A 20,709-nucleotide genomic window follows, 5' to 3' on the forward strand; every position below is an offset into this window, starting at 1 on the left:
CTTAAAAGTGATTTAGATCACATATGATAGATAACAGCATAACAGTTACGCTAATATATTATTAATACATTATAGCTACGCCACTCTCGCCCGGCTTTTCTGGCCACTTCTGCGGTGGTGTACGCTGAATAATTCTTTCGCCTGCTCGCTCTAATCAAGGTCAACATGAGTCTGTTTCCCGTTATCGTGGTGTTCGGTTTGTCGTTCCCACCGATATTCTTCGAACTGCTTTTATCACTGGCGATTTTTTGGCTGGTGCGAAAGGTGCTGGCTCCAACCGGGATCTATGATTTCGTCTGGCACCCTGCATTGTTTAATTCCGCGCTCTATTGCTGCCTGTTCTATCTGGTATCGCGCCTGTTTGTTTGAGGTTGATGTGAAAACACTAACAAGAAAAATCTCCCGTACCGCCATTACCGTGGCACTGGTCATCCTCGCGTTCATCGCTATTTTTCGCGCGTGGGTCTATTACACTGAGTCACCGTGGACGCGTGATGCGCGTTTTAGCGCTGACATCGTCGCCATCGCCCCCGATGTGGCGGGGCTGATCACCGCCGTCAATGTGCATGACAACCAGCTGGTCAAAAAGGATCAGGTGCTGTTTACCATCGACCAGCCTCGTTACCGGAAAGCGCTGGAACAAGCCGAAGCGGATGTCTCATACTACGAGGCGTTGGCGGCGGAAAAACGTCGTGAGGCTGGGCGCCGTAATAAGCTGGGGGTGCAGGCGATGTCCCGCGAGGAGATTGACCAGTCCAACAACGTGCTGCAAACCGTACTGCATCAGCTGGCGAAGTCCGAGGCCACCCGCGATCTGGCGAAGCTCGATCTCGAGCGCACCGTCATCCGCGCGCCGTCCGATGGCTGGGTGACCAACCTCAACGTCTATACCGGTGAATTTATTACCCGCGGCTCCACCGCCGTGGCACTGGTGAAACAGCACTCCTTCTATGTACTCGCCTATATGGAAGAGACCAAACTGGAAAATGTCCGTCCGGGTTACCGGGCTGAGATCACTCCCCTTGGCAGCAACCAGGTGCTGAAAGGTACTGTCGACAGCATAGCGGCAGGGGTGACTAACGCCAGCGCCACCCGCGACGGCAAAGGGATGGCGACGGTAGATTCCAATCTGGAGTGGGTGCGTCTGGCGCAGCGTGTGCCGGTGCGTATTCGTCTGGATGCACAGCAGGGCGACCTGTGGCCAGCAGGAACGACGGCGACGGTGGTGATCACCGGTGAGAAAGATCGGGATGCACGCCACGATTCGCTGTTCCGCAAAATTGCCCACCGTCTGCGCGAGTTTGGTTAATCGCCATGGGTATCTTTTCCATCGCCAACCAGCACCTGCGCTTCGCGATTAAGCTGGCTTTCGCCATCGTGCTGGCGCTGTTTGTCGGGTTTCATTTTCAGCTGGAAACGCCCCGCTGGGCGGTGCTGACGGCCGCGATTGTCGCCGCCGGCCCGGCGTTTGCCGCAGGCGGTGAGCCTTACTCCGGCGCCATCCGCTATCGCGGGATGCTGCGTATCGTCGGCACCTTTATCGGCTGTATCGCGGCGCTCACCATCGTGATCCTGATGATCCGCACCCCGCTATTGATGCTGATGGTGTGCTGTATCTGGGCCGGTTTTTGTACCTGGATCTCCTCCCTGGTGCGGGTGGAGAACTCCTACGCCTGGGGCCTTTCAGGCTATACGGCGCTGATTATTATCATCACCATTCAGGCCAATCCCCTGCTGGCCCCACAGTTTGCCGTAGAGCGCTGCAGTGAGATCGTGATGGGGATCGTCTGCGCGATCGTGGCGGATCTGCTCTTCTCTCCCCGCTCGATCAAACAGGAGGTGGATCGCGAGCTGGATGCGCTGATCGTTGCCCAGTATCAACTCATGCAGCTGTGCATCGAGCACGGCGACAGTGAAGAGGTCGATAACGCCTGGAGCGCGCTGGTGCGTCGTACCACCGCGCTGGAGGGGATGCGCAGCAACCTCAATATGGAGTCGTCGCGCTGGTCGCGGGCAAACCGCCGCCTGAAGGCACTTAATACCGTCTCCTTAACCCTCATCACCCAGGCCTGTGAAACCTATCTGATCCAGAACACGCGCCCCGAGGCGATCACCGGGACCTTCCGCGAGCTGTTTGCCACCCCCGTTGCCACTGCTCAGGACGTGCATAAGCAGCTCAAACGCATGCGCCGGGTCATCGCCTGGACCGGCGAACGCGATACCCCGGTCACCATCTATACCTGGGTCGGCGCGGCGACGCGCTACCTGCTGCTCAAACGCGGCGTTATCGGCAACACTAAAATCAGCGCCACCGAAGAGGAGGTGTTGCAGGGGGAAGTGGTGGTAAAAGCCGAGTCGGCGGAGCGCCACCATGCGATGGTTAACTTCTGGCGTACCACGCTGGCCTGTATGCTGGGGACGCTTTTCTGGCTCTGGACCGGCTGGACCTCCGGAAGCGGCGCGATGGTGATGATCGCGGTGGTCACCTCGCTGGCGATGCGACTGCCTAATCCCCGGATGGTGGCGCTCGATTTTCTGTACGGCACCCTGGCGGCGTTGCCGATTGGCGCTTTCTATTTCCTGGTGGTCCTCCCGTCAACCCAGCAAAGCATGCTGTTGCTCTGTCTGAGTCTCGCGGTTATGGCCTTCTTTATTGGTATCGAGGTACAGAAGCGACGCCTGGGATCGCTGGGGGCCCTGGCCAGTACCATCAATATTCTGGTCCTGGATAACCCGATGACGTTCCACTTCAGCCAGTTTCTCGACAGCGCGCTGGGACAGATTGTCGGCTGCTTCCTGGCGATGATGGTGATCCTGCTGGTGCGCGATAACTCTCAGGCCCGAACCGGACGCGTGCTGCTGAACCAGTTCGTTTCTGCCGCCGTCTCGGCGATGACCACCAATACCGCCCGACGTAAAGAGAACCATCTGCCTGCGCTCTATCAGCAGCTCTTTTTACTGCTGAACAAGTTCCCGGGCGATCTGGCGAAATTCCGCCTGGCCCTGACGCTGATCATCGCCCACCAGCGTCTGCGCAACGCGCCGATTCCGGTGAATGACGATCTCTCTGCGTTCCACCGCCAGCTGCGCCGTACTGCCGATCATGTGATTTCAGCCTCCAGCGACGATAAGCGCCGGCGCTATTTCACGCAGCTGCTGGCGGAGCTGGAAATCTATCAGGAAAAACTGCGTATCTGGGAGGCGCCGCGACAGGTGACCGAACCGGTGCAGCGGCTGGTGGGCATGCTGCATCGATACCAGAATGCCCTGACCGACAGCTAATCCTTCCTAAAACCGACGCCATAAGCGTCGGTTTTTTTGTGACTATACTTATCCTGGCGAGGACATAAACTCAAAATGGGAGGATACATGACTACCCAGTCTCTTCAGGATAGTGCGCTATTTCAGACCGGATATTTAGTCGATGGCGTATGGAAAACGCTCGATACTACATTCGATGTACTTAACCCGTCGACCGGGGCTGTGGTAGCCCAGGTGGCAAAAGCAGGCAAGAAAGAGACCGAAGAGGCCATCGCCGCCGCGAGCCGGGCTTTCCCGGCCTGGCGTGCAAAAACCGCTAAAGAGCGTTCGGCCATCCTCTATCGCTGGTATGAATTAATCATTGAAAACAAGCAGTGGCTTGGCCAACTGATGACCACCGAGCAGGGCAAACCGCTGAAAGAGGCGGAAGGGGAAGTGGAGTACGCGGCCAGTTTCATCCAGTGGTTTGCCGAGCAGGCCAAACGCGCCAACGGCGAAATCATCCCTCCTGTTAAACCCGGCTCCCGCATTCTTGCCACCCGCGAACCCATTGGCGTGGTGGCGGCTATCACGCCGTGGAACTTCCCGATGGCGATGCTGACCCGCAAGTTGGGCCCGGCGCTGGCGGCAGGCTGTACCGGCGTGATTAAACCGGCTAATAACACGCCGCTGAGCGCCTTTGCGCTGCTCACTCTGGCTAAAAAAGCGGGGGTCCCGGATGGCGTACTCAACGCGGTGGCGGGAAATACCGCTGAGATAAGCGACGCGATCATGTATAGCCCTGAGGTGCGCAAAATCTCCTTTACCGGCTCGACGGCGGTGGGCAAAACCCTGATGCGCAATGCCGCCGAGACCATGAAAAAAGTGTCGATGGAGCTGGGCGGGAATGCGCCTTATATCGTCTTTGACGATGCCGATATCGATGCGGCGGTGAAAGGGGCAATAGCCAATAAATTCCGTAACGCGGGGCAGGTCTGCGTCAGCGTTAACCGCTTCTATATTCAGGAGTCGGTGTATGAGGCGTTTGTCAGCAAACTCGTCGCTGCCGTAAACGACTTAAAAGTGGGTGACGGTCTGGAAGAGGGGACCGTCGTCGGGCCGTTGATTGAACCTGCCGCAGTGAAAAAAGTGCGTGAGCATGTGGAGGATGCCGTCGCCAAAGGGGCGACGGTGCTGGCGGGCGGCAAAGCCCATGCTCTCGGCGGCAACTTCTGGCAACCGACGGTGCTGGCAGACTGCCATGAAGGGATGGCGCTTGCCAGCGAAGAGACCTTCGGACCCGTGGCGGCCTGCTTCCGTTTCACTTCTGAAGAGGAGGTGATCCAGCGCGCCAACAATACACCGTTTGGCCTGGCTGCCTATTTCTATACTCAGAATTTGCAGCGGGTGTTCCGCGTTTCACAGGCCCTTGAGAGCGGGATGATCGGCATAAACGAGTGCGCGGTATCCACGGAGCTTGGGCCTTTTGGCGGGGTGAAAGAGTCGGGGCTGGGCCGCGAAGGGTCAGTGCTGGGGCTGGAGGAGTTCCTGGAAGTCAAAACCCTGCATATCGGGGGATTATAATTGGCAGAGCGGCAGAAGCCGCTCACCTGGACGGGGTGGCTGGCATGAATATCTATACGTTTGATTTTGATGAAATTGACAGTCAGGAGGCGTTCTACCGTGAGTTTTCACGGACCTTCGGTATAGGGCAGGAGAGGGTGACGGATCTGGACTCCCTGTGGGAAATAGTGACCAGCAGCCAGTTGCCGCTACCGCTTGAAATCGAATTCATCCATTTACCGGAAAAGCTGCGCAGACGCTTTGGGGCGCTGATCCTGCTGTTTGATGAGGCGGAAGAGGAGCTGGAGGGGCAGATTCGCTTTAACGTACATTAGTGCAGGATATAAAAAAGCCCCTGCGAAGCAGGGGCAAGTCGTATATCAATACGACGAGGGTTTATTTGTACAGCTCGGCCGTGGCATGCCAGTGGTCACCGGTATTCAGCTCAGTAACGCGATAGCTGCTGGCGCCCGCTTTTTCAGCTTTTGCGGCCAGAGCCTGACGGACATCCATCGGCGAGCCGGCCACTTCACTTACGGAGATGCTCCCCATAGATTGCAGGCCTTGCGCCTGGTCGGCGTTTACCTGATGTACAGCAGCGCTGGCACCAAATGAGAGAACGGAAGCGAAACCAGCGGCGATAATTAATTTAGTGTTCATAGTCTTTACTCCTGGAGTGCAGGCTCAACGGCAAGAAGGGTTGTGCTGCTATTTTTATGCCTGGTGCCGTTGAACAGAGATATCGGGTAGTACGGGTAATACTCGGTACGACTTATTTGTACAGCTCAGCAGTTGCATGCCAGTGGTCACCTGTACGCGCTTCGATAACGCGATAGGAAGAGGCACCCTGTTCCTGCGCTTTTTTGTTCAGCATCTGGTTCATGTCCATCGGAGAGGTTCCGATCGCACCGATAGAAACGGTACCGATAGATTCACGAGACTGAGCCTGCTCGGCGTTGATCGCATCAGCAGCAAAGGCGCCGAAAGACAGGACAGAGAGAATGCTTAGTGTGGCTACGGTAGTTTTGATTTTCATGATTCTTTTCCTCGTCATATTCTTTTACTGGGGTCGTCGTTTCGTGACCCTCATCACAAAAACAAGTATACACTAATAACGGCATAAATTAATACCATGCTAATTGTTTCTTGGGTGGTCAAGAATTAAACAAGGGATTTTATATAACGAAAAGAAATAAAAAGCAGGGAGATAAGCGGGGCTTGAGCAGTTATTTCTATTAAAATTAATAAGATATGTAACTTTGATTATTTGTGCGATCTTGTGGTTTATCATTCGCTGTGTAAAAGCAATGAGGCAGAAAAACGCACTATTTGTTAAATTACAGATAACAGATTGTAGGGTGAAACGGGGCGGGAGCAGAAGGTTCCCCGCCGCGAGCGGCGGCAGGGAAGGGGATCAGAGTTCCTGTTCGAACAGTACCAGAATGGCTTCGTAGAGATCTTTCACGGAGAAACCATTGGCCGGGGTCGTGAAGATGGTGTCGTCACCGGCAATAGTGCCGAGGATACCTTCCGCTTTACCCAGCGAGTCGAGCAGGCGCGCAATCAGTTGTGCCGCACCCGGGCTGGTGTGGATCACCACCACAGCTTCGTTATAGTCGATATCCAGTACCAGATTCTTCAGCGGGCTCGAGGTGGTCGGGACGCCCAGTTCGGCTGGCAGACAGTAGACCATCTCCATTTTGGCGTTGCGGGTACGCACCGCGCCGAACTTGGTTAACATGCGGGAGACTTTCGACTGGTTGATGTTTTCAAAACCCTCATCCTGTAGAGCCTGGACAATCTCCCCCTGGGAACTAAATTTTTCTTCTTTAAGCAGCGCTTTAAACGCTTTAACCAATTCTTCTTGTTTAGAAGAGATTCGCATAAATCACCCGAAATATAGCGGTAGAAACAACATTATTATGCACATGGATGAATTTTTATGCAAACTATCTGCCCAATGTTAGGCTGAAATAATGTTATGAAAGGGAGTGATTTTATCAAAATTCGTTATCAAGGAACATGCCTGCGTCACGCCTCGCAAATAAGCTTAAAAGTAAATTAAATGTTATCAAATTGATGTTGTTTTGGTGGCTGGCGAGGGTGTATTGTAACCACCTCTTGATTCGTTGCTTAGTTATCGCATAACGCCCGATAGCTTTCCGGCAGAAGCGAAAAGCGCGTGACCGCTAATTCCTGATACATCACGATTGTATTTATTGATCTGCTGAATTAAGGTCGCCGCGACGGAGTAACAGAAAGTTAGCTCACCATAATAAGGAGTTTAGGATGAAAGTCGCAGTCCTCGGCGCTGCTGGCGGTATCGGCCAGGCGCTTGCCCTACTACTGAAAACTCAGCTGCCTGCAGGCTCAGAACTCTCTCTCTATGATATCGCCCCGGTAACACCTGGTGTGGCGGTAGACCTCAGCCACATCCCGACGGCTGTTAAAATCAAAGGCTTCTCCGGTGAAGATGCTCGCCCGGCGCTCGAAGGCGCAGACGTGGTGCTGATCTCCGCAGGCGTGGCGCGTAAGCCAGGTATGGATCGTTCCGACCTGTTCAACGTGAACGCGGGTATCGTTAAGAACCTGATTCAGCAGGTTGCTACTACCTGCCCGAAAGCCTGCATCGGTATCATCACTAACCCGGTTAACACCACTGTGGCTATCGCGGCAGAAGTGCTGAAAAAAGCGGGCGTGTATGACAAGAACAAACTGTTCGGCGTAACCACGCTGGACATCATCCGCTCCAACACCTTTGTTGCGGAACTGAAAGGCAAACAGCCAACCGAGCTCGAAGTCCCGGTTATCGGCGGCCACTCTGGTGTGACCATTCTGCCACTGCTGTCCCAGATCCCAGGTGTGAGCTTCACCGAGCAGGAAGTGGCTGACCTGACCAAACGTATCCAGAACGCCGGCACCGAAGTGGTGGAAGCGAAGGCGGGTGGCGGCTCTGCAACCCTCTCTATGGGCCAGGCTGCGGCACGTTTCGGCCTCTCTCTGGTCCGCGCCCTGCAAGGTGAGCAAGGCGTGGTGGAATGCGCTTACGTTGAAGGTGACGGCGAGCACGCGCGCTTCTTCTCTCAGCCGCTGCTGCTGGGTAAAAACGGTATCGAAGAGCGTAAGTCTATCGGCACCCTGAGCGCGTTTGAACAGCAGGCGATGGCTGGCATGCTGGAAACCCTGAAGAACGATATCGTTCTGGGCGAAGAGTTCGTTAATAAATAAGCGACGCGCTTCCCGTCAGGGCAATAAAAAACCGGAGTATGAACTCCGGTTTTTTTATGCCTGCCAACTCAGTTGGTGGCCGGGTATTCCTGAATGGTCACCTGCAGGGTCAGTTTCTTATCATCACGCATCACTTCCACCGGGATGATAGAGCCTGGCCTGATCTCCGCCACCTGATCCATGGTTTCCAGCGCCGACACGGCCGGTTTACCGTTCACCGAGACAATCACGTCGTTAACCCTGATACCCGCTTCTGCCGCTGGGCCGCCAGGGGTCACTTCGTTCACTACAATCCCCTGGATCTGATCGATTCCGCCACCCTGAGAATGCAGCGGAGCAATCTCACGCCCGCCAATACCAATGTAGCCGCGGATCACGCGTCCGTCGCGAATCAGCTTATCCATAATCTTGTTAGCGAGCTGGAACGGGATGGCGAAGCCGATCCCTTCGGGCGTTTCCCCGTCGTTGCTTTTATCAAACGAGAGGGTGTTGATGCCCATCAGTTCGCCCAGCGAGTTCACCAGCGCGCCGCCGGAGTTGCCATGGTTGATGGACGCGTCCGTCTGCAGGAAATTCTGCCGTCCGGATGGGTTCAGGCCGATACGCCCGGTTGCGCTGATGATCCCCTGGGTAATGGTCTGTCCGAGGTTATAGGGGTTGCCAATGGCCAGCACCACGTCGCCGATATGGGGCGTCCGCTTACGGTTGATGGGGATAACGGGCAGGCCGCCCGTGGCGTTGATTTTGAGGACTGCCAGATCCGTCAGACTGTCGGAGCCCACGAGCAGTGCCTCAAAGACGCGGCCATCCTGCAGCGCCACGATGATCTGATCGGCATCGTTGATCACATGTTTGTTGGTAATAATGTAGCCGCGTTCATCCATAATCACCCCGGAGCCAAGGGTGCGGATCTCCAGCTGATTATGGCTGGTGCTGTTTAGCCCACGGTTATAGACGTTAACCACCGCAGGGGCGGCGCGGCGTACTGCCTGGTTATAACTGGCAGGCGTTTCATCTGCGCTGTCGAACTGCGGCGCAGCCAGCTGATTGAACTGACGTAAAGAGGGCATCGCGGCCAGTAACAGGCCACCTACTACCAGGCCGATGGCGACCGAACGAATGAGCTTAAAAACCATGATACGGGCGTCGTTAAAGGGAGAACGCAAGCAGCATAACATGACTTATCCGGACATCACACGGGGTGATGTCCGGACAGGTACAGGCTTAGCGCAGCAGAATATAGAGCGTATCGTTACCACGCACGATCTGCAGGGCGATAACGGTAGGTTTGCTCTCCAGCACCTTGCGCATTTCGGCGATAGACTGCACGCGAACGCGGTTCACCCCGATAATCACATCGTCCTGATGAAGCCCAGCCTGCGCGGCAGGACTGCTCTTCTCGACGCTTTCGAGGGTGATGCCTTTGGTGCCGTCTTTTAACTGTCCGTCGCTTAAGGTCGCCCCCTGTAGCGCGGGAGCAATCATCTCTGCGCTGGCCGAAGAAGAGGTGCTTTTATCGAGCGTGACCTGCAGATCCAGCGGCTTCCCGTCACGCAAAATGCCAAGCTTAACCGTCGCACCCGGCTCCGTAGTGGCGATGCGCGAACGCAGTTCGGCAAAGCTGCTTAACGGTTTATCATTCAGGCTGACAATCACGTCCCCGGATTTCACGCCCGCTTTTGCGGAACCGGAATTCGGCAACACTTCGCTGACGAAGGCGCCGCGCTGCACGTTCAGGTTGAACGCTTTGGCGATATCCGCACTCATCTCGGTGCCTTTAATACCCAGCAGGCCACGTTTCACTTCGCCAAATTCAATCAGCTGCTGGGCCAGCGTGCGTGCCATGTTGCTGGGAATGGCAAAGCCAATCCCGACGCTGCCGCCGCCAGGGGCAAGAATGGCGGTGTTAATGCCAATCAGCTCGCCGTTCAGGTTCAGCAGCGCGCCGCCGGAGTTACCCCGGTTAATGGAGGCGTCGGTCTGGATAAAGTTTTCCAGCCCTTCAAGATTCAGCCCACTGCGGCCCAGCGCGGAGATAATGCCGGAGGTGGCGGTCTGGCCGAGGCCGAAGGGGTTACCCACCGCCACCGCGAAATCGCCGACGCGTAGTTTATCGGAGTCAGCAATGGCGATTTGCGTCAGGCCGGTTGGGTTTTGCAACTGCAGCAGGGCGATATCGCTCTGATCGTCACCGCCAATCAGTTTGGCATCAAACTCCCGGCCATCATTCATCTGCACGCTGATTTTATCGGCATGGCTGATGACGTGGTTATTGGTCAGGACATAGCCCTTCGCGGCGTCGATGATGACCCCGGAGCCCAGACCTTCAAAGGGCTGTCCCTGCTGGTCAGGAGCTTCATCGCCAAAATACTTCTTCAACTCTTCCGGAATACGCTGGCTTTGCACCGCGGTGCCTTCGACCTGCACGCTTACGACGGCGGGCAGGACTTTCTCCAGCATTGGCGCCAGGCTCGGCAGGGCGGCCTCGCCGGGAACCTGCGAAGGGAGTGCGGCAGCCAGCGGATACGAGGCCGACAGGGATAAACCGATACTCAATGCTAACGCGCTCAACAGCTGATTTTTTTTGTTCATTTTTGCTGGCTCTCGCAACCTGGAATGAAGGGATAACGGCCCTGAAACAGACTGATGTTATTGAATTTTAAAACGCTGAACAATGAGGTGTTTGACTAAATAATAGCTGGGGTCAGGAAGAAAGGACGGGCGCAAAGGCTGCGCCCGTAAAATTTATTTTCGATCTGCGATTAGTCGCGCTTTGCGCCACCGCGCAGCAGGCCGGAAGCCCCTTCGGAGTAGTCACGTGGCATCTGTACAGGCGCTTGATCGTTACTGGCTTCGGACTCGGCCAGACGGTTACGGAACGGATTGTTTTCCGCGCTCATCTCCGGCAGCAGGCTGCTGGAGCTTTTCGCCATGTGCTGATAAAGCTGACGGTAGTCATGCGCCATGTTGTCCAGCAGCTCGGCGCTCTGAGCAAAGTGGCTGACCAGCTCTTCACGATACTCGTCCAGTTCAGCTTTGTTCTTTTCCAGTTCGTACTGCAACGCCTGTTGCTGACGCAATTTGCGATTACCAAAACGCATGGCCACGGCGCCGATAGCGATGCCGACGACTAAACCAATTAGCGCATATTCCCAGGTCATGAACTTCTCCCGTTGTCTTGTGGTTCCGTAGGGTGTTGGCTCGGCTCCATGCCAGGGCCTGATTATGCCACTATAACCGCTATTTCCTTAGAAGTGGAATCCCGCCGCATCATCGCGTACTGTAGAACGGCCTTTTTTTCGTCAACTGAGCAGTCTGACGGGTATTAATTGAAGGAATAACAATAACATTATGCAAAGTCTCTCCCCTACATCGCGTTATCAACAGGCCCTGAGCGAGGGCTCCCACCAGCCAGATGAGGTACAGCGTGAAGCGGTAAGCCGTCTGGACGGCATCTGGCATGAGCTGACGGCCCGGCCAGCCGAAGCTGCGCCTTCCGGTGGGTTAAAAGCCGCATTTGGACGGTTGTTGGGCAAGAAAGCGCCGCAGAGCGTCACGCCAGTGCGGGGCTTATATATGTGGGGGGGCGTCGGGCGCGGCAAAACCTGGCTGATGGATCTTTTTTACCAGAGCCTGCCGGGGACGCGTAAGCAGCGTCTTCACTTTCACCGCTTTATGCTGCGGGTCCATGAAGAGCTGACGGCCCTGCAGGGGCAGAGCGATCCGCTGGATATCGTCGCTGAGCGTTTTAAAGCTGAAACCGATGTGCTCTGCTTCGATGAGTTTTTTGTCTCGGATATTACCGACGCCATGCTGCTGGGCGGATTAATGAAAGCGCTCTTTGACCGGGGTATCACCCTGGTGGCGACATCAAACATTCCGCCAGATGAGCTCTACCGTAACGGCCTGCAACGTGCCCGCTTCCTGCCGGCTATCGCGGCGATTAAAGAGCATTGTCACATCATGAATGTGGATGCCGGCATCGACTACCGTCTGCGTACGCTGACCCAGGCCCATCTGTGGATTTCGCCGTTGAATGACGACACGCAACAGCAGATGGACAAGCTGTGGCTGGCGCTTGCCGGCGCGGAGCGGGGTAACGCCCCGGTGCTGGAGGTAAACCATCGTCCCCTGCAAACGCTGGGCGTCGTCAACCAGACCCTCGCCGTGTCGTTTGCCACCCTCTGTGTCGATGCCCGCAGCCAGCATGACTATATTGCGCTCTCGCGCCTGTTCCATACGGTGATGCTGTTTGAGGTGCCGGTGATGACTACGTTGATGGAGAGTGAAGCCCGACGTTTTATCGCGCTGGTGGATGAGTTCTACGAACGCCACGTTAAGCTGGTGGTGAGCGCAGCCGTGCCTTTATATGAGATCTATCAGGGGGAGCGGCTGAAGTTTGAGTTCCAGCGCTGCCTGTCACGCCTGCAGGAGATGCAAAGCGAAGAGTATCTGAAGCGCCAGCATATGCCGTAAATCTCCTCCGTTAAGCGCGCAAGGCCGGATAAGGCACCACCGCCGCCCGGCTTTTCGGCTCCCCGTAAAAACCCGCTTCAAATCACAATTAAGGGTCGATCTTTACCCCTGACTTCTCTATAATCTTGCGACCCCACGTTACAAGAAGGTTTTTTTCCCAAAACTTTCTCTGCGCCGGCATAGGCTATTCGAAGGGGTAGGTTTGCTGGACAATGTCGTGTGAACCTCAACTACTAAACGTTTGGGTGTTCACCAACGTGTAACTTATTTATTTGGGTAAGCTTTTAATGAAAACTTTTACAGCTAAACCAGAAACCGTAAAACGCGACTGGTATGTTGTTGACGCGACCGGTAAAACTCTGGGCCGTCTGGCTACCGAACTGGCTCGTCGCCTGCGCGGTAAGCACAAAGCGGAATACACTCCGCACGTCGATACCGGTGATTACATCATCGTTCTGAACGCTGACAAAGTTGCTGTAACCGGCAACAAGCGTACTGACAAAGTGTACTATCACCACACCGGCCACATCGGCGGTATCAAACAAGCGACCTTTGAAGAGATGATTGCCCGCCGTCCTGAGCGTGTGATTGAAATCGCGGTTAAAGGCATGCTGCCAAAAGGCCCGCTGGGTCGTGCTATGTACCGTAAACTGAAAGTTTACGCAGGTAACGAGCACAACCACGCGGCACAGCAACCGCAAGTTCTTGACATCTAATCGGGATTATAGGCAATGGCTGAAAATCAATACTACGGCACTGGTCGCCGCAAAAGCTCCGCCGCTCGCGTGTTCATCAAACCGGGCAGTGGTAAAATCGTAATCAACCAGCGTTCTCTGGAACAATACTTCGGTCGTGAAACTGCCCGCATGGTAGTTCGCCAGCCGCTGGAACTGGTTGATATGGTAGAAAAACTGGATCTGTACATCACCGTTAAAGGTGGTGGTATCTCCGGTCAGGCAGGTGCGATCCGTCACGGTATCACCCGCGCTCTGATGGAGTACGACGAATCCCTGCGTTCTGAACTGCGTAAAGCTGGCTTCGTTACTCGTGACGCTCGTCAGGTTGAACGTAAGAAAGTGGGTCTGCGTAAAGCACGTCGTCGTCCACAGTTCTCCAAGCGTTAATTGCTTTCTGCTTCGGCAGACAACAATTTGCGAAAAACCCGCTTCGGCGGGTTTTTTTATGGCTCATGCTCAACGCATCCACATCCAGACGCCCTTTCTGACCTCTTTTTCCGCATTTCCAGAATACCCTCACCACAAAGGTCGCAAAATCTGGTAAACTATCATCCACTTTTCTGCCCAAATAATGGTGAATGCTCGATTTTTGTTCTCTTTTTGAACAAGAGTAGGAATTCCCTGGGATGGGCAACAAAACATCTGGCTGGCCTGTATGGCCGGTAGCAGTAAAAATTCTGAATATACCTGGAGGTTTTCATGGCTGTCGCTGCCAACAAACGTTCGGTAATGACGCTGTTTTCTGGTCCTACTGACATTTATAGCCATCAGGTTCGTATCGTGCTGGCCGAGAAGGGTGTCAGTTTTGAGATCGAGCATGTGGAAAAGGATAACCCGCCTCAGGATCTTATTGATCTCAACCCAAGCCAGAGCGTACCAACGCTGGTGGATCGTGAGCTGACCCTGTGGGAATCCCGTATCATTATGGAATATCTGGATGAGCGTTTCCCGCATCCGCCGCTGATGCCGGTCTATCCGGTTGCGCGTGGGGAAAGCCGTCTGTACATGCAGCGTATCGAGAAAGACTGGTATACGCTGATGAACGTCATTGCGAACGGTTCCTCTTCGGAAGCCGATGCTGCGCGTAAACAGCTGCGTGAAGAGCTGCTGGCGATCGCACCGGTGTTCGGTCAGCGTCCGTTCTTCCTGAGCGATGAGTTCAGTCTGGTGGATTGCTACCTGGCTCCGCTGCTGTGGCGTTTGCCAACCCTGGGTGTTGAATTCAGCGGTCCTGGTGCGAAAGAGCTCAAAGGTTATATGACGCGCGTATTTGAACGCGACTCCTTCCTTGCTTCTCTGACTGAAGCTGAACGTGAAATGCGTCTCGGCCGGGGTTAATCATTGTGGAAATGTCACAGCTTTCTCCGCGCCGTCCGTATCTGCTGCGTGCCTTCTATGAATGGCTGCTGGATAACCAGCTCACGCCGCACCTGGTAGTGGATGTGACGTTACCGGGCGTGCAGGTTCCTATGGAATATGCACGTGACGGGCAAATTGTGTTGAACATTGCGCCGCGCGCGGTGGGTGGTCTTGAGCTGGCGAACGACGAAGTTCGCTTTAACGCCCGCTTTGGCGGCGTTCCGCGTCAGGTTTCTGTGCCGCTGGCTGCTGTACTGGCTATTTACGCACGGGAAAACGGCGCGGGCACCATGTTTGAGCCGGAAGCGGCTTACGATGAAGACGTTTCCAGCCTCAATGATGAGCATGGCGCGACCGAGAGTGAAAGCGAACCGGTCATGTCGATTATCGATGGCGATAAGCCCGATCACGACGATGATCCAGACGACACCCCGCCGCCACGCGGTGGGCGTCCGGCGTTACGTGTAGTGAAATAAAAAAGGGCCCCATGGGCCCTTTTTTTGTCTGATATTTAGAATCATCAATATATTGTTATTTTATTATTTTTGGCAATGATGTTTATCACACTATATATCCTAAAGCATATTTTTTTATTTCCTTAAAGCATTCGTAACTATGATGAATTGCTTTTGGTTATTGGGTGGGTTTATTTTTATGAAAAGAATTAGCCGTTGATAGAAGCTTCAATATAAAATTCCTTCTCGTGTTCGACGCGCTAACTTTATGAAAATAAATATCTTTAGAAGTTATGAAAGGTTGATGTAGCGAACTTAAATGATGGCCGTCATTTTATCCTGTAGTCTTGTCGACACTGTTTCTTACAAATAGTCTATGAATGATATATTTCATAGTAAAGCGTATCTGGTTGTTAAAACATGGCCAACCGGGAAAGTTGCTGGTTAATAACATTAAGGAAAGAATAAAATGACTCTGTTTAAAAAGAACGTAGCCACTCTGGCTGTGGGCGCTGCACTGCTGGTCTCTGCTCAGGTGAATGCTGCTGACGATGTCACCATGAAAGTCTCTGGCACCATTCTTCCCGCTGCGTGCACCCCGGCATTAAGCAATAGCGGTGAAGTCGCTTTTGGTTCCATTGCTGCCTCGTCAATTCGAAAAGCTCCCGCTGGCAATGCCCTGGTGCAGCTGGGTTCTAAAGATATTACCTTAACCGTAACCTGTGATGCCGCAACAGCTATTGGCTTCACCATGGCCGATAACCGCGCCAGCTCCGCTGTCACCCTCTCTTCCAGTGCATATGTTAATTCTGTATTCGCAGGTGGCCCGAGCATCACACAAAGCTATTTCGGCTTTGGTCTGGGTGTGGCGACCAATGATGCGAAAATCGGTGCCTATACTGTCGCCGTAGATGGCGCAAAGATGACTGCAGATAGCGTAGCGGCAGACCTGCTTGTTTCTGATAATAACGGGGCAACCTGGCGTGCCGCGTCTTACGGGAACCAGAGTAATGATAACTCGCGTATTGTTACTGTAGGTCAGGTAGGTTCCACAGAACCGAAGATGTTCAAAGAAATGACTGTACCGATGAAAATTGCCGCAGCCGTGCAGCCCAGTTCTGTACTGGGTGCTGATGAAATTGTTCTGAACGGTAATGCCACTCTGAGCCTTGTTTATCTGTAAGCCATAAAAATAATGAGTGCGGCGATTTAATAATAAAAACACGCCGCACTCCATTTGAATATTTGACACCTGTTACTGTCAAACAATTACATTTCAGGATTCATAATACCCTTTCTGGGAGTTAATAATCTTTTCCATTATCGCAGCTGAAGGGCATGTTATGAAGCGTAGCATTATTTACTCTCTTTTATTTATTTCTGTGCAGAGTTACGCCTCCGGTATGGTACCCGAAACATCGGTATTATTAATTGATGCCGACAAAGGGGAAGCCAGTATGAACGTGAGGAATACGGATTCCAGACCTGCGTTGCTTTATACTAATATTGTGGATTTGCCAGAAAGCGATAAAGGTGTTCGCGTTATTGTTTCTCAACCCGTTGTAAGGGTTGAGGCGGGGGCCGTACAGCGAATGCGTTTTATGCTGCAGTTACAAAAGCCGCTGATGCAGGAAGAGCTCAAAAGAGTAACCTTCGAAGGTATACCACCCAGGGAAAAGGGCAAAGAGCGGGTTGCAGTCACCATTCGCCAGGATTTACCGGTAATTATTCATCCGGCGGGGCTCGCCCAGGATCTCATTCCCTGGAAGCATCTTAAATGGCATAAGCAGGGCAATTCTCTGGTCGTCACCAATCCCTCAAATTATGTGGTTCGTATGGCGGCCGGGTTTACAACATTACCATCCGGTCAACAGGGTGCGCTGAAAAATACCTATTTACTGCCGCACACCAGCACGACCGTAGCCTTACCCAATAAAGCGGATACGGAAGTGCATTTTTATCCCGCCAGCCGTTATGGATACAAAGGTGAAAAATATATAGCACCATTACAGTAAGTCGTTCAGGGAAAACAAGGATGTTTAAAAGAACGCTGCTTATGTGTGCAGTCAGTATGTTCTGCGCACGCCAGGGGAAAGCCGTTGAAATCGACGCAGGCTCTCTCGAATTTGATAGTGAAACCTTAAGGTCGCTGGGCATCGATCCCACGGTTTCGTCATATTTTGCTGAGAAATCACGCTTTATGCCCGGGCAGACAACGGTTACGCTGAAAGTGAACGGGCAGAATAAAGGTCGCGTGCTGGCGCATTTCCAGCGGCAGGGCGAGCTTTGCTTCGACAAGTCATTAATGGAGCATGCGCATATTCGTATCCCCAGCGACTATCAGAAGGGGTGTTACGATTACCTGAAGCAGCATCCCCAAACCGTCGTAAAGGCCGATCCCGGCCAGGAGATGATCGAGCTGGTGATCCCCCCTGAAGAGATCGCCCAGCCGGGTAAGGCCGTTACGGATTTTACCATGGAGGGAACCGCCGCCGTGCTTAACTATTCCGCCATGTCTTCGCGCAACGAATATAGCGGCGGCAGCGCCACCTGGTCACAGGCGCAGCTTGAAGGTGGGGTGAACGTTGCCGGGTGGCTACTGCGTACCAACCAGTTATTAAGCCAGTCGGAAGGCAAGTTCAACAGCGAAAACAGCCAGACCTATTTGCAGCGCACCTTTGTTAATTTGCGCACAACCGCACAAATGGGTGAAGTCAGCATGAATAACGGACTGCTGCAGGGGACCAGTCTGTACGGCGTCTCCCTGTCGCCGGAAAGCGGTCTGGATGCGCAGCAGAGCATGGTCAGGGTGAGCGGGATCGCTAATACCTCGCAGGCGCGCGTAGAGATTCGCCAGCAGGGTACGCTCGTCTATTCGACCCTCGTTCCGGTGGGGCCCTTTACGCTTACTGATGTTGCTCTGCGCAACTACACCAGCGATCTCAGCGTAACGGTTGTCGAGACCGACGGCACCCGGCACAGCTATACGATCCCTGCCTCACTCTTTCTGCAGAGGCTGGGTAATCCGGCTGGTCTGTTTCTGGCGTTTGGCCAGGTAAGCGATGATTACAACAAAAAACCGCTGGTGCTGAGCGCGTCGGGCGGCTGGCGGCTGCTGCCCGGGAGTAATATCAACCTGGGGGCAATACTGGCCCGGGATTTCCAGGCCGCTGGCGTCGGCCTGAATACGGCGCCTTCTTCTTCGACCCTGCTGAGCCTGAAGGTCAATCAGTCCTATGACCATGAAAACGCGCGCCAGGGACAAAGCTATCGTCTCGAAGCCAGCCTGACGTCAGCGATAGGCATCAGCGTGACCGCGTCGGCGGGCTATTACTCGCCGGGCTATCGGGAGTTCTCGGAGTTTATTGACCGCGGTTTTACGGCGATCAAAAAGCATGACTATGCCGTTGGATTGCAGTGGCAAACCAGCAAGGCAGGGACGTTCAGCGCCAGCCTTTACGAAACGAAGAACCGCAACCAGTCCGGCAAAACGCGGTATATCAACGCGGGATGGGGAAGCAATCTGTTTTCAGCCTATGTTTCGGCCAACTGGCAGCATCAGCTGAGCGATACCAACGGTAAAAAAGACGATCTGTTCTACTTCAATGTCAGCTTCCCGCTCGGCAAAAGCAACGTAAACACTTACGTCCGCCGGGAGGGCAGCTCCACCCGCTATGGCTCCACGGTGATGGGAAATATCTCGAATGAAAATGGTTATTCATTGGGGGCAGAGTTTGACCAGAAAGAGAAGGACCAAAGCATCAGCGCGGGGCTAAGCAGTAACCTGCACTACTCCCAGCTGATGCTTAACGCCAGCATGGCCAACGATAGCCAACGCAGCTATTCGGGCTCTCTGCAGGGCGGCATCGTGGCGCACGGAGAAGGCGTCACCTTTTCGCCGTTGCCGGTGCGTGACACCTTTGGAGTTGTCTCGCTGGATCAGCCGATTGCCGGTATTAAAATCGACACGCCGCAGGGGCCGGTATGGACGGATGCCCGCGGCTACGCGGTGCTGCCTTCGCTGAACGCGTGGCAAAACTCGCGTGTGGAGTTACATACCGAAACGTTGCCAAAGAATATGGATGTTGGCAACGGGACTCGTTTCCTGAGTCTGGGCAGGGGATCGGTAAGTAAGGTTCATTTTGCGGCTATAACCCAGCGCCGCGTCTTGCTTGAAGTGACCATGCAGGATGGTAAAAAGCTGCCGAAAAACAGAGCCATTATGGATACGCAAGGCAACTACCTTACCACCTCGGTTGATGATGGCGTGGTATTTCTGAACAACGCCAGCGCGCGACAGGGGCTGGTGGCGCTGGATGAATCCGGGAGTTGCCGCATTCAGCTGACCCTGCCAGAACAGGCGCAGACGAACGTATTTTATGAAACGGCAAAAGGAGTATGCCAATGAAATATTATCTGCTGCTGGCGGCGATAGGGTTAATACCATGCCAGAGCCTGGCGGAGTGCCAGCTTATCGCCAGCCAGCAAAAGATCGCCTACACCCGGCTAAGCCCGGCCGAGCGACAGCAGGCTACCGGGCCGTGGATAACGCTTCCGGAAAAACAGATTAAAGTGCAGGTGAGCTGTAGCGAACCGCAGCGAATACGGCTGTTTTTCGGCAGCGACCTGCCGCATAACGGCACCTTCTCATTCGGTAGCGAAGGGGAGATGCTCATTACGGCAGCACATGCGTACGTTGACGATCGTCCGGTGCGTCTTGCGTCGGTAAACAGAGCGGATACCGTGCTCCGCTCCGGGAGCAGTGAAACGTTACAGGTGTCGCTGAACGAGGGGCTGGCATTCAGCAACGGCGATGAGGTGTTTGGCAAAAATGCCTCGGTCTCCCTGCTGGTGGCGGCGCGCGTTAAACCCGGTCCGGTGACGGAACAGACCACCTGGCGCGGAAACCTGAATATAAACCTGGAGGCGCAATGATGCGTGGTTTTTGCCTGCTACTTGCGGCCTTCATGGCGGTGCCTGTCATGGCAAGTGACACCGTCAGTATTGATTTTGAGCTTACCGCCGATGCCGCTGCCTGCACGCCCGTCCTGAGCAATAATGGCGTTGTGGATTTCAATTCGCGCAGCGCCGGGAGCTTATCACGCAACGCTTTTACACAGCTGGGAACCCGGGATCTGGTTTTGAGCATCACCTGTGAATCGTCCACGGCGGTAGCCATCACCGCGCGGGATACGCGGGCCACTTCGGTCGTCTGGGGCAGGGATAATCAAGGCCAGGAAGGGCCACGTTTTCAGATTAACGGCGGTCAGTATGTCAGTGAGCCATCACGGCTGTTTGGCCTGGGCATGACGGCGGAAAACAAGCCCATCGGCAGTTATGCCGTGCAGATTGATGCCATGAATGTCATCGCATCAGATGGCGATCGCAGCGTGGCGGTGGAGGTTGCCGGTGCGGTAAATTCGAAAGGAACCTGGGAAAAAAGTGACCTGCTGCCGTTGCCAACAAAGCAGGATTATTTTTATACCCTGGTGCAAAAAGGCACGCTGGCTCCGCAACCCATCAGCACAGCCACGATACCGTTGCAGGTTAGCGCCACGGTGGCGAACGCGTTAGGAAGTAGCCAGACGATTAAGCTGGATGGTGAAGCCGTTATCAGCCTTGTTTACTTGTAATCGGATCGGCGAGCAGGC

22 protein-coding genes are annotated in these 20,709 nt (G+C 54.2%); 16 read left to right on the forward strand and 6 right to left on the reverse strand.

What is annotated here, in order from left to right; translation table 11 throughout:
• The first annotated feature begins 165 nt into the window (after positions 1-165).
• From aaeX to ACT3IC_RS12065, 5 genes are all read left to right on the forward strand, one after another.
• Positions 166-369, forward strand: coding sequence for a p-hydroxybenzoic acid efflux pump operon protein AaeX (gene aaeX / locus ACT3IC_RS12045; protein WP_032614553.1), 204 nt, complete (start codon positions 166-168; stop codon positions 367-369).
• A 7-nt stretch (positions 370-376) separates the two neighbouring features.
• Positions 377-1,309: a p-hydroxybenzoic acid efflux pump subunit AaeA gene (aaeA, locus tag ACT3IC_RS12050; RefSeq protein WP_103180995.1), complete on the forward strand. Its 933-nt coding sequence runs from the start codon at positions 377-379 to the stop codon at positions 1,307-1,309.
• A 5-nt stretch (positions 1,310-1,314) separates the two neighbouring features.
• Complete coding sequence (gene aaeB / locus ACT3IC_RS12055) at positions 1,315-3,282, forward strand: p-hydroxybenzoic acid efflux pump subunit AaeB (RefSeq protein ID WP_473477603.1); 1,968 nt, start codon at positions 1,315-1,317, stop codon at positions 3,280-3,282.
• A gap of 87 nt (positions 3,283-3,369) precedes the next feature.
• Positions 3,370-4,824, forward strand: a complete 1,455-nt coding sequence (locus ACT3IC_RS12060) for an NAD-dependent succinate-semialdehyde dehydrogenase (RefSeq protein WP_103177223.1) — start codon at positions 3,370-3,372, stop codon at positions 4,822-4,824.
• A 44-nt stretch (positions 4,825-4,868) separates the two neighbouring features.
• A complete protein-coding gene (locus tag ACT3IC_RS12065; protein WP_103177222.1) occupies positions 4,869-5,138 on the forward strand; it encodes a barstar family protein in 270 nt (89 codons plus the stop codon).
• Between the two features lie 61 nt (positions 5,139-5,199).
• Here ACT3IC_RS12065 and yhcN (ACT3IC_RS12070) read toward each other — a convergent pair whose 3' ends face one another.
• From yhcN (ACT3IC_RS12070) to argR, 3 genes are all read right to left on the reverse strand, one after another.
• Positions 5,200-5,463 (reverse strand): peroxide/acid stress response protein YhcN, encoded by a 264-nt coding sequence (gene yhcN, locus ACT3IC_RS12070; RefSeq protein WP_103177221.1) that lies wholly within the window; start codon positions 5,461-5,463, stop codon positions 5,200-5,202.
• A 112-nt stretch (positions 5,464-5,575) separates the two neighbouring features.
• On the reverse strand, positions 5,576-5,839 hold the full coding sequence (gene yhcN / locus ACT3IC_RS12075) for a peroxide/acid stress response protein YhcN (RefSeq protein ID WP_103177220.1): 264 nt from the start codon (positions 5,837-5,839) through the stop codon (positions 5,576-5,578).
• Positions 5,840-6,217: 378 nt separating this feature from the next.
• Complete coding sequence (gene argR, locus ACT3IC_RS12080; protein WP_103177219.1) at positions 6,218-6,688, reverse strand: transcriptional regulator ArgR; 471 nt, start codon at positions 6,686-6,688, stop codon at positions 6,218-6,220.
• Positions 6,689-7,092: 404 nt separating this feature from the next.
• Here argR and mdh point away from each other — a divergent pair, with 404 nt between their 5' ends.
• Positions 7,093-8,031: a malate dehydrogenase gene (mdh, locus tag ACT3IC_RS12085; RefSeq protein ID WP_103177218.1), complete on the forward strand. Its 939-nt coding sequence runs from the start codon at positions 7,093-7,095 to the stop codon at positions 8,029-8,031.
• A 68-nt stretch (positions 8,032-8,099) separates the two neighbouring features.
• Here the strand turns inward: mdh and degS are convergent, their stop codons facing one another.
• The 3 genes from degS to zapG all read right to left on the reverse strand — a co-directional run bounded on the left by degS (position 8,100) and on the right by zapG (position 11,192).
• A complete protein-coding gene (gene degS, locus ACT3IC_RS12090; protein WP_103180994.1) occupies positions 8,100-9,167 on the reverse strand; it encodes an outer membrane-stress sensor serine endopeptidase DegS in 1,068 nt (355 codons plus the stop codon).
• A gap of 88 nt (positions 9,168-9,255) precedes the next feature.
• Positions 9,256-10,623, reverse strand: coding sequence for a serine endoprotease DegQ (gene degQ, locus ACT3IC_RS12095; protein ID WP_103177217.1), 1,368 nt, complete (start codon positions 10,621-10,623; stop codon positions 9,256-9,258).
• 170 nt (positions 10,624-10,793) lie between these two features.
• A complete protein-coding gene (gene zapG / locus ACT3IC_RS12100) occupies positions 10,794-11,192 on the reverse strand; it encodes a Z-ring associated protein ZapG (protein WP_103177216.1) in 399 nt (132 codons plus the stop codon).
• Between the two features lie 190 nt (positions 11,193-11,382).
• Here zapG and zapE point away from each other — a divergent pair, with 190 nt between their 5' ends.
• The 10 genes from zapE (at position 11,383) to ACT3IC_RS12150 (ending at position 20,691) form a co-directional block, all read left to right on the forward strand.
• Positions 11,383-12,507 (forward strand): cell division protein ZapE, encoded by a 1,125-nt coding sequence (gene zapE, locus ACT3IC_RS12105; protein WP_159339878.1) that lies wholly within the window; start codon positions 11,383-11,385, stop codon positions 12,505-12,507.
• Between the two features lie 287 nt (positions 12,508-12,794).
• Positions 12,795-13,223: a 50S ribosomal protein L13 gene (gene rplM, locus ACT3IC_RS12110; RefSeq protein WP_024551131.1), complete on the forward strand. Its 429-nt coding sequence runs from the start codon at positions 12,795-12,797 to the stop codon at positions 13,221-13,223.
• Positions 13,224-13,238: 15 nt separating this feature from the next.
• Complete coding sequence (gene rpsI / locus ACT3IC_RS12115) at positions 13,239-13,631, forward strand: 30S ribosomal protein S9 (protein WP_003860436.1); 393 nt, start codon at positions 13,239-13,241, stop codon at positions 13,629-13,631.
• 312 nt (positions 13,632-13,943) lie between these two features.
• A complete protein-coding gene (gene sspA / locus ACT3IC_RS12120; protein WP_103177214.1) occupies positions 13,944-14,582 on the forward strand; it encodes a stringent starvation protein SspA in 639 nt (212 codons plus the stop codon).
• A gap of 5 nt (positions 14,583-14,587) precedes the next feature.
• Entirely contained in the window at positions 14,588-15,079 is a 492-nt protein-coding gene (gene sspB, locus ACT3IC_RS12125) for a ClpXP protease specificity-enhancing factor (protein ID WP_103177213.1), read from the forward strand.
• Positions 15,080-15,527: 448 nt separating this feature from the next.
• Positions 15,528-16,241 (forward strand): DUF1120 domain-containing protein, encoded by a 714-nt coding sequence (locus tag ACT3IC_RS12130; RefSeq protein ID WP_159339879.1) that lies wholly within the window; start codon positions 15,528-15,530, stop codon positions 16,239-16,241.
• A 160-nt stretch (positions 16,242-16,401) separates the two neighbouring features.
• Positions 16,402-17,073: a fimbria/pilus chaperone family protein gene (locus ACT3IC_RS12135; protein ID WP_159339880.1), complete on the forward strand. Its 672-nt coding sequence runs from the start codon at positions 16,402-16,404 to the stop codon at positions 17,071-17,073.
• 41 nt (positions 17,074-17,114) lie between these two features.
• Positions 17,115-19,466 carry a fimbrial biogenesis usher protein gene (locus ACT3IC_RS12140; protein WP_473477612.1) on the forward strand — a complete coding sequence of 784 codons (2,352 nt, stop codon included), beginning with the start codon at positions 17,115-17,117 and terminating at the stop codon, positions 19,464-19,466.
• Entirely contained in the window at positions 19,463-19,993 is a 531-nt protein-coding gene (locus tag ACT3IC_RS12145) for a DUF1120 domain-containing protein (RefSeq protein ID WP_159339882.1), read from the forward strand. The genes ACT3IC_RS12140 and ACT3IC_RS12145 overlap by 4 nt, the downstream gene beginning before the upstream one ends.
• Positions 19,990-20,691 carry a DUF1120 domain-containing protein gene (locus ACT3IC_RS12150; RefSeq protein ID WP_236560472.1) on the forward strand — a complete coding sequence of 234 codons (702 nt, stop codon included), beginning with the start codon at positions 19,990-19,992 and terminating at the stop codon, positions 20,689-20,691. The genes ACT3IC_RS12145 and ACT3IC_RS12150 overlap by 4 nt, the downstream gene beginning before the upstream one ends.
• The last annotated feature ends 18 nt before the right edge of the window (positions 20,692-20,709 follow it).

This window comes from Leclercia sp. GHBNCSD, from assembly GCF_055805075.1.